7 protein-coding genes are annotated in these 7,269 nt (G+C 31.1%); 5 read left to right on the top strand and 2 right to left on the bottom strand.

The window, feature by feature from the left end; genetic code table 11:
* Positions 1-442: 442 nt before the first annotated feature.
* Together ACKI5C_RS02140 and ACKI5C_RS02135 are read right to left on the bottom strand one after the other, a co-directional pair.
* Positions 443-1,084, bottom strand: a complete 642-nt coding sequence (locus ACKI5C_RS02140; protein WP_407431567.1) for a fibrillarin-like rRNA/tRNA 2'-O-methyltransferase — start codon at positions 1,082-1,084, stop codon at positions 443-445.
* A 30-nt stretch (positions 1,085-1,114) separates the two neighbouring features.
* Positions 1,115-2,212, bottom strand: a complete 1,098-nt coding sequence (locus ACKI5C_RS02135) for an NOP5/NOP56 family protein (protein ID WP_407431565.1) — start codon at positions 2,210-2,212, stop codon at positions 1,115-1,117.
* 82 nt (positions 2,213-2,294) lie between these two features.
* Between ACKI5C_RS02135 and ACKI5C_RS02130 the strand changes: the two genes are divergently transcribed.
* From ACKI5C_RS02130 to ACKI5C_RS02110, 5 genes are all read left to right on the top strand, one after another.
* Entirely contained in the window at positions 2,295-2,819 is a 525-nt protein-coding gene (locus tag ACKI5C_RS02130; protein WP_296795793.1) for a glycosyl transferase, read from the top strand.
* Positions 2,820-2,905: 86 nt separating this feature from the next.
* Positions 2,906-3,817, top strand: coding sequence for a dihydroorotate dehydrogenase (locus tag ACKI5C_RS02125; RefSeq protein WP_407431562.1), 912 nt, complete (start codon positions 2,906-2,908; stop codon positions 3,815-3,817).
* A 1-nt stretch (position 3,818) separates the two neighbouring features.
* On the top strand, positions 3,819-4,604 hold the full coding sequence (locus ACKI5C_RS02120) for a dihydroorotate dehydrogenase electron transfer subunit (RefSeq protein ID WP_407431560.1): 786 nt from the start codon (positions 3,819-3,821) through the stop codon (positions 4,602-4,604).
* A gap of 12 nt (positions 4,605-4,616) precedes the next feature.
* Positions 4,617-5,630, top strand: a complete 1,014-nt coding sequence (locus ACKI5C_RS02115; protein WP_407431558.1) for an AI-2E family transporter — start codon at positions 4,617-4,619, stop codon at positions 5,628-5,630.
* Positions 5,630-7,269, top strand: a 1,640-nt coding sequence (locus tag ACKI5C_RS02110; RefSeq protein ID WP_407431556.1) for a 3'-5' exonuclease, incomplete at its 3' end; no start/stop codon positions are given. The genes ACKI5C_RS02115 and ACKI5C_RS02110, both read left to right, overlap by 1 nt.

The raw sequence follows: 7,269 nt of genomic DNA, 5'->3' as shown, positions 1-7,269 counted from the left end.
AACCTTAATCACTCTCTGTGTTCGTATTTTATAAAACATTAATTTCATTATAAGTGATTTTTCTTAAATTTTTCTTCTACTAAGTTAATGTCAATATTGCTTTTAGGAGGTTTTATATGTGGTGAAAAATAAATTTTTTGTAATACTTTTTTGATAAAAAGACAGTATTTTAAGTTAAAAATTAAAATCCATAAAAAAGAGTTATATTAAAAAATAAGTTCACTCCTTTAGGTTTTAATTAAATGAAGTGATTAGTAGAGTGAATATACCTAAAGGATAATTTAGTGAACTTTTATTTTATTTGCATTAGCATATATAATATTTATTTTCATGGTATAAAAAGGTATCGAAGTAATACTTTTTTGTGATTTTTGTAGTAATTTTTTATATTCTTAAAGATATTTTTTTTGCCTATCTACACATGAAAATCAGTTCATTTTTTTTAAAAATTTTTCTCTACAAGAAATGCCATATGGTCTTTTTCGTAAGGTTCCAGTTTTACTTTTTCAATAATTTTGAAACCTTTCTCTTTTAATTTTTTCTCTTCTTGCTTAAAAATAGTTTTAGGTTTTTGTATCACATCAATACTTCTGGCTTTAATCATTAATATTCCTAAAGCATCATCTTTTGCAAATAAATTCATATTTTTCATAAATAATTCTGACTGTATAGGTTGAGCAACATCGCAGTAAACAAGGTCAACCTTTTCAATAATATTCATATATTCTCTAGGTTTAGTTGCATCTCCAAGTATTGGATAAATATTTGGTCTTTGACGGGATAATCTGGTTAATTTTTTAGCTGTCACAGGAGAAAATTCAACAGCATATATTTTTCCATCACATGCTATGTCAGAAATATGTGAAACTGTGGTACCGGTTGATGCACCAAGATAGAGAACTTTAAAATCATTTTTGATATCTAAATTTTTTAATCCATTTAAAATGGCAGCAGATAGTTTTGACCTTCTTGGATTCCATAATCTATATTCTACATCTTCTGTGATTAATTCTTCACCATAAACGCTAATACCTGGTGTAAGATTTCTTGTTGCAATTTCACTGCCCTTTAAAAAAACATCCATTTTCATCTCCTCCTTCTTTTTTTACCTTTTCTACGATTCTTTTTCGATTTTTGTTTTTCTTCTTTTAGTGGTTTTTGTTGGAAATGGATTATTTTTTTCTATTTCTTTTACTTTATCATTGAATTCATTAAATATTTCTGGATTAAAATCATGTGTAAAAACATCTTTTCTTACAGCCAGTGATATTCTACCTGCAAGCATTCTGGCGATTTTTCCACGATTCCACCATTTTGCACCGCGAACCTGTGGATGTTGATATATCAAACCATATTTCGGAGGACGATCTCCACTTTTCAAATGTCTGAATAATGCTTTTTCAGCCCCCATAATTTGAACAGTACTTGAGGGATAAGTTGCCAGTCTTTTAAGTCCTCCTGCATGGGATATTAACTTGGCACCAAGAGAGGAACCAACAAGCAATTTTAAATTCGGTGCAATGGTTTCCATTTTAATATCAATATAATTAATAATATTTTTTCTTGTTTGCTGAAGCTCATAAATCGATTTAGCATAATTATTCATAATATCTAAATCGTCCGGATTAATATCATCTTCAATATCCAGCATATCAATAGGAAATGCATCACTTTTAGCATTGATAATTTCTTCTTTAGTCTTATTTTCGTAAATTAATTTAATGTATGTCTCATTATTTTTTATTAAATCCATTTCCGGGAAGTATAGCGCATACCATTCACGAATTCTTTCTATTAATTTGGAAATAGATTCATCAATTTCATCTATGGAGCTAATGGCTTGAATTAAATGCTTGTCTTCACCGGCCTGAGCTTTTTTCATCTTATAAATTGCCAGTTTCTGATAAATGTCATTGTCCAAATCTAAGTCAAACTCACTTCTTAAAATATCTCCTGCAGGGTTAGGGTTTTTCACATTTATTTTATCACAGTTATAATCTGAAGCACGTTTGTTGGATTCTATAATAATTGTATCATATGTTTTAGATAATTCATTAATTAATTCGCTTTCTTCTAAGGGAATTTCTTTATTATCTATTTCAATAAGTTTTTGAAGTATTTCCTCTTCTTCAAATAATTTTTCTGCAATTAATTCTTTATTCTCATTAAATGCATAAAATCCTTTTACACAGTAACTTACATAACATTCCATGTGTTTAAATTATTTTTTTTATTTTTAATATATTTTGGCTTTCAAAAAGTTTTAAATTATTTAAAATCAAATATTTTTACTGATGTCAAGACAAAGTTTTAGAGATTTAAAAGAAACAATTGATTTAAAAGATGGTGAAATAGATGAACTCACCATGGAACTTGAATCAAAAAAAGATGAAATTAATAAATTGAAATTATATTCAACCAAATTAAAATATGAAAAAAAGAATTTGGAAGATAAATTGGATAATGAAATCAATAATGAAAAAGCAAAAATGAAAGAATTGGATGATCTGGATAAAAAAATCAAAGAAAAACAGGAAATAATTGATGATAAGCAGGATCAGGTTAAGTATCAAAGGTCATTAATTGATGATTATAAAACACAAATCAGAGATAATACTGAAAATTTAGAACTCCAATTAAGAAAAATTTCTAAAACTTATGAAGGTTTGCTTGCTCAAAAAGACCAGATTATTGAAAACCAAAATGAACAGATTAAATTATTAATTAAAGAAAAGGAAGAAATGATGAAATCACATAAAACAACAGTCATTTCTTTAAAACGCCAAAATGATAATTATCGTCAGTTGCTTGAAAAGTAATTAATGCCTTATTTTTTAAATTTCCACTAATTTTAAATTAGTTGTTTTATAAACATTAATTTATAATAAAATATTGGTGGAAGATAATGTTAGAAACAGATGTTTGTGGAGTTCATTTTAGAAATCCTTTAATGTTGGCTGCAGGAATTATGGGAAGCACTGCTTCTTCAATGAATTGGATTTTAAAATCCGGTGCGGCCGGTGTTGTTAGCAAATCCTTTTCTTTAAAGCCTCATCCGGGATATAAAAATCCTACAACGGTAGGTGTTGATGGAGGAATTATCAATGCAATTGGTTTGTCTAATCCTGGTGTTGATAATTTTAAAGAAGAGCTAAAACAAATCAATAGAGAAAATAATGTAGTTATTGCATCCATTTATGGCGCCACTCCTGATGAATTCAGCACTCTGGTGGAGCAAATCAATCCGTTAGTGGATATGATTGAATTAAATATTTCCTGTCCTCATGCTATGGAAGGTTATGGTGCTTCCATAGGTCAGGATTGTAATTTAAGTCATACGATAGTGGCCGCTTCAAAAGATGCAAGTGAAGTTCCAATTATTGCTAAATTAACTCCTAATGTTACAGATATTACAGAAATTGCTAAAACCTGTGAAGAAGCGGGGGCTGATGCTTTAAGTTTAATCAATACATTAGGTCCGGGTATGAAAATCAATATTGACCTTGCAAAACCGGTTTTATATAATAAATTCGGCGGAATGAGTGGTAAGGCCATAAAGCCTATTGCCATAAGCAATGTTTATTCTGTTTATGATGCCGTTAATGTACCAATCATTGGTGTTGGAGGAATTTACACATTTGAGGATGTTGTCGAATTTATTTTTGCGGGTGCAAGAGCAGTTCAAATAGGCACGGCCATTATGGATGAAGGTGTTGAAGTATTTTCAAAAATTAATGCTGATTTGGAATTGTTCATGAAAGATAAGGGATATTCATCCATTGATGAGATGGTAGGCCTTGCACATGGAGGTGACTAAAATGATTAGGGCACCTGAAGCTGTAAAAATTAAGGAAATAATTGACGAAACTCCTACAATCAAAACTTTCAAATTCGATACGGATATTGATGCTAAACCTGGTGAATTTTTAATGATTTGGCATTCAACTGATGAAAAACCAATGTCTATTTCTAATATTGGTGACGGTGAACTTTCAGTAAGCGTTAAAAACATTGGGGAGTTTACTTCCAAGCTCCACCAATTGAAGGTTGGAGATATGATTGGTGTTAGGGGCAGCTATGGTAATGGATTTAAAACAGATTTTAAAGGTAAAAAATTATTAGTTATTGGTGGTGGGGTAGGTATGGCTCCAGTCACTGGTTTAACTCGTCAATTAATTAAAGATAATGATGTTGATGTTTTGCTTGCTGCAACCACTAAAGATGAATTGCTGTTTTTAGATGAATTGGAAAAATTGGATGTGAATCTCCATCCATGTACTGATGACGGGTCTTACGGATTTAAGGGATTTGCTTCCGATTGTCTTACAAGTTTGCTTGAAGATAGGACTTATGATTATGCATTTGTCTGCGGACCTGAAATAATGATGATAGGAATATTCAATATCCTTGAAGATGCTAACATTCCTGCTGATTATTCTCTTGAAAGATACATGAAATGTGCTCTGGGAGTATGCGGGCAGTGCTGTGTTGATAACACAGGCTGGAGAATTTGTGTTGAAGGTCCTGTTTTTGACAGTGAACAAATTAAATTAATAGAGGAATTTGGAAAATATAGGCGTGATGCTTCTGGTGTAAAATATTAAGACAGGGATAATATGGAAAAAGATTTAAAAGAATACATAACTCCTCCAATACTGCTGGTATTGTTTTTAATTGTCATTTCATTGGTATTCATATTTCCAGTATTGAACATGATAATCTTGGGGATAATTTTAGCTTATGGTATAAGGCCTGTTGCTAAAAGAATACAATCTAAATTGAAATTTGAATCGATTTCCATATTGTTGGCGATGATTGTTGTAATCATTCCTCTTATTCTTCTGATAGCTTATATAGTATTTGTAATTTCTGGATTTTTGTCTACATTTTATATTTCAAATCAAAATTTGGATGTAAACACTGCACTATCTCAAATATCCTATTATATTCCGGATAATCCTTTTTTAAATGAGAATAATTTTGTTCAAACAATTGAAAGTGCAGGTAAATATGTATTAAATTATCTGGTAAGTAAATTAGGTTCTTTAGCCAATATTACTCTTGATTTATTTGTATTAATCTGTTCTGTCTATTATTTTATTAAAGATGGGGATAATTGTTATGAATTTATAAAATCATTTGTTCCTGATGAGCATATGGGGTTTTTCAACAGAACAGTTAAATCTATTGAAGATGTATTGAAAAGTATATTCTACGGTCACTTTTTAACTTCTGTAATAATCGGTATTTTCGGTGCGATAGGTTATTCCCTTTTGGGTTATCCTTATGGAATATTTTTAGGTGTAATAACAGGAATTTTGCAGTTAATTCCAATATTTGGTCCATGGCCGATTTATTGGGCACTGGCTATTATGGATGCATTAAATGGAAATTATCCTAGAGTAATTGTTGTACTGTTATTCGGATTTTTCCTAAGTCTTGTAGATATGTATATAAGGCCAGCTATTTCATCACATCATGCTGATATTCATCCGTTAATACTTTTGGTTGGATTTTTGGCCGGACCATTAGTTTATGGTATTGTAGGTTTTATTATAGGGCCATTAATACTGGGTATTACTTATGTAATTTTAGATAATTTTAGAAAAGAATTAAAGGAGTCTAAATGATGGAGCGAGAAGTTGTTATTCTGGACATTGATTATGTAACCTATGAAGATAAACCTGTAATCCGGTTATTTTCAAAAGATGGGGATAAGAATGTGGTATTGATTGATGATTCATTCACACCATATCTGTATGTTTACAGCAATGCTCCTGATGAATGTATTGACGATTTAAATGAATTATTGGATGATGTTGTAATTGAAAAAGTTACTAAAAAAGATTTTCAAATTGAAAAAACATTCATAAAAATAACATTTACTCATCCGCAAGTTCTATCTAAACACAGGGATGAAATAAGGGATTTGGATAGTGTACTGCAAATAAGAGAATTTGATATTCCATTTTATAGAAGATACCTCATGGATAGGGATGTAATACCTATGACTAAAGTAAAGGCGTCCGGTGAAAAATTAGACTCATTTTCAGCATTGGACAGCAAAAAACATGACATTGAAATTATAAAAATAGATAAACCTCTTGAAAGGGTTGATGACAATTCTAATGATTTCAGAATACTCAGTTTCGATTTGGAAGTGAGAAATCCTCATGGAATGCCTGATTCGGCAGATGATGAAATAATCATGATTGGTGTTGCAAGTAACTTCGGAATCAATCAGGTAATATCAACAAAAACAAATTCCAAAAGTCGTGATGATTTTGTATATCAAGTATCTTCAGAAAAAGAGATGATACAAACTTTTGCAGATATCATAAAAGAAAATAATGTGGATATTGTTGTCGGATATAATTCAGATAACTTTGATTTTCCTTACTTGATTGATCGGGCAAAAATTCATGAAGTGGATCTGGACTTGGGAATGGATGGATCTGATATTCGTTTCATTAAAAGAGGATTTGCCAATGCTGCTTCAATGAAAGGACTAATTCACGTTGATTTGTATTTGGTAATGAGAAGATACATGACTCTTGAGAGATACACATTGGAAAGGGTCTATTATGAGCTGTTCGGAGAGGAAAAAATAGATGTTCCTGGAGACAGAATCTGGGAGTTCTGGGACAACGGCGGTGAAGAATTGGATAATCTCTTTGATTATTCACTTGATGATGTTGTTTCAACATTAAAAATTGCAGAACAAACCTTGCCGCTTAATTTAGAATTGACTCGTATAATAGGCCAGCCGTTATTTGATGTAAGTCGTATGGCTACAGGCCAGCAGGCAGAATGGTTTTTAGTTAAACAGGCTTATTTTGATGATGAAGTTGTACCAAACAAACAGGGATCTAATTTTGCAGACAGAGCAAATGCTGAAGACAATGAAGGAGGTTATGTAAGAGAGCCTGAAACTGGTCTTCATGAAAATTTAGTGCAGTTCGACTTTAGAAGTCTATATCCAAGTATAATCATTTCAAAAAACATATCTCCTGATGTGATGGTATTGGGTGATATTGAAAATGAAGAGGATTACAATATTTCACCTGAACACGGGATTAAATTTAAAAAATCTCCTCAGGGATTCATTCCTTCTGTTATTGACAAGATTTTACAGGAACGTTTCAGAATTAAACGTGAAATGAAGGCATCTGATGATCCACAGCAAAAGAAAGCTTTAGATGTTCAGCAGCAGGCTATCAAAAGGCTTGCAAATACTATGTATGGTATTTATGGTTTTCCACGTTTCAG

This window comes from Methanobrevibacter sp. (genome assembly GCF_045646045.1).
In the GTDB taxonomy this organism is placed as follows: Archaea; Methanobacteriota; Methanobacteria; order Methanobacteriales; family Methanobacteriaceae; genus Methanocatella.
Note: the sequence above shows the minus strand (reverse complement) of the source record. Positions and strands in the feature narration are given on the sequence as shown.

What these genes read in the sequence shown, in the direction of transcription:
- ACKI5C_RS02140 (WP_407431567.1), bottom strand. Translation starts at nt 1,084, where the DNA reads ATGGATGTTTTTTTAAAGGGCAGTGAAATTGCAACAAGAAATCTTACA.
- ACKI5C_RS02135 (WP_407431565.1), bottom strand. Translation starts at nt 2,212, where the DNA reads ATGGAATGTTATGTAAGTTACTGTGTAAAAGGATTTTATGCATTTAAT.
- ACKI5C_RS02130 (WP_296795793.1), top strand. Translation starts at nt 2,295, where the DNA reads ATGTCAAGACAAAGTTTTAGAGATTTAAAAGAAACAATTGATTTAAAA.
- ACKI5C_RS02125 (WP_407431562.1), top strand. Translation starts at nt 2,906, where the DNA reads ATGTTAGAAACAGATGTTTGTGGAGTTCATTTTAGAAATCCTTTAATG.
- ACKI5C_RS02120 (WP_407431560.1), top strand. Translation starts at nt 3,819, where the DNA reads ATGATTAGGGCACCTGAAGCTGTAAAAATTAAGGAAATAATTGACGAA.
- ACKI5C_RS02115 (WP_407431558.1), top strand. Translation starts at nt 4,617, where the DNA reads ATGGAAAAAGATTTAAAAGAATACATAACTCCTCCAATACTGCTGGTA.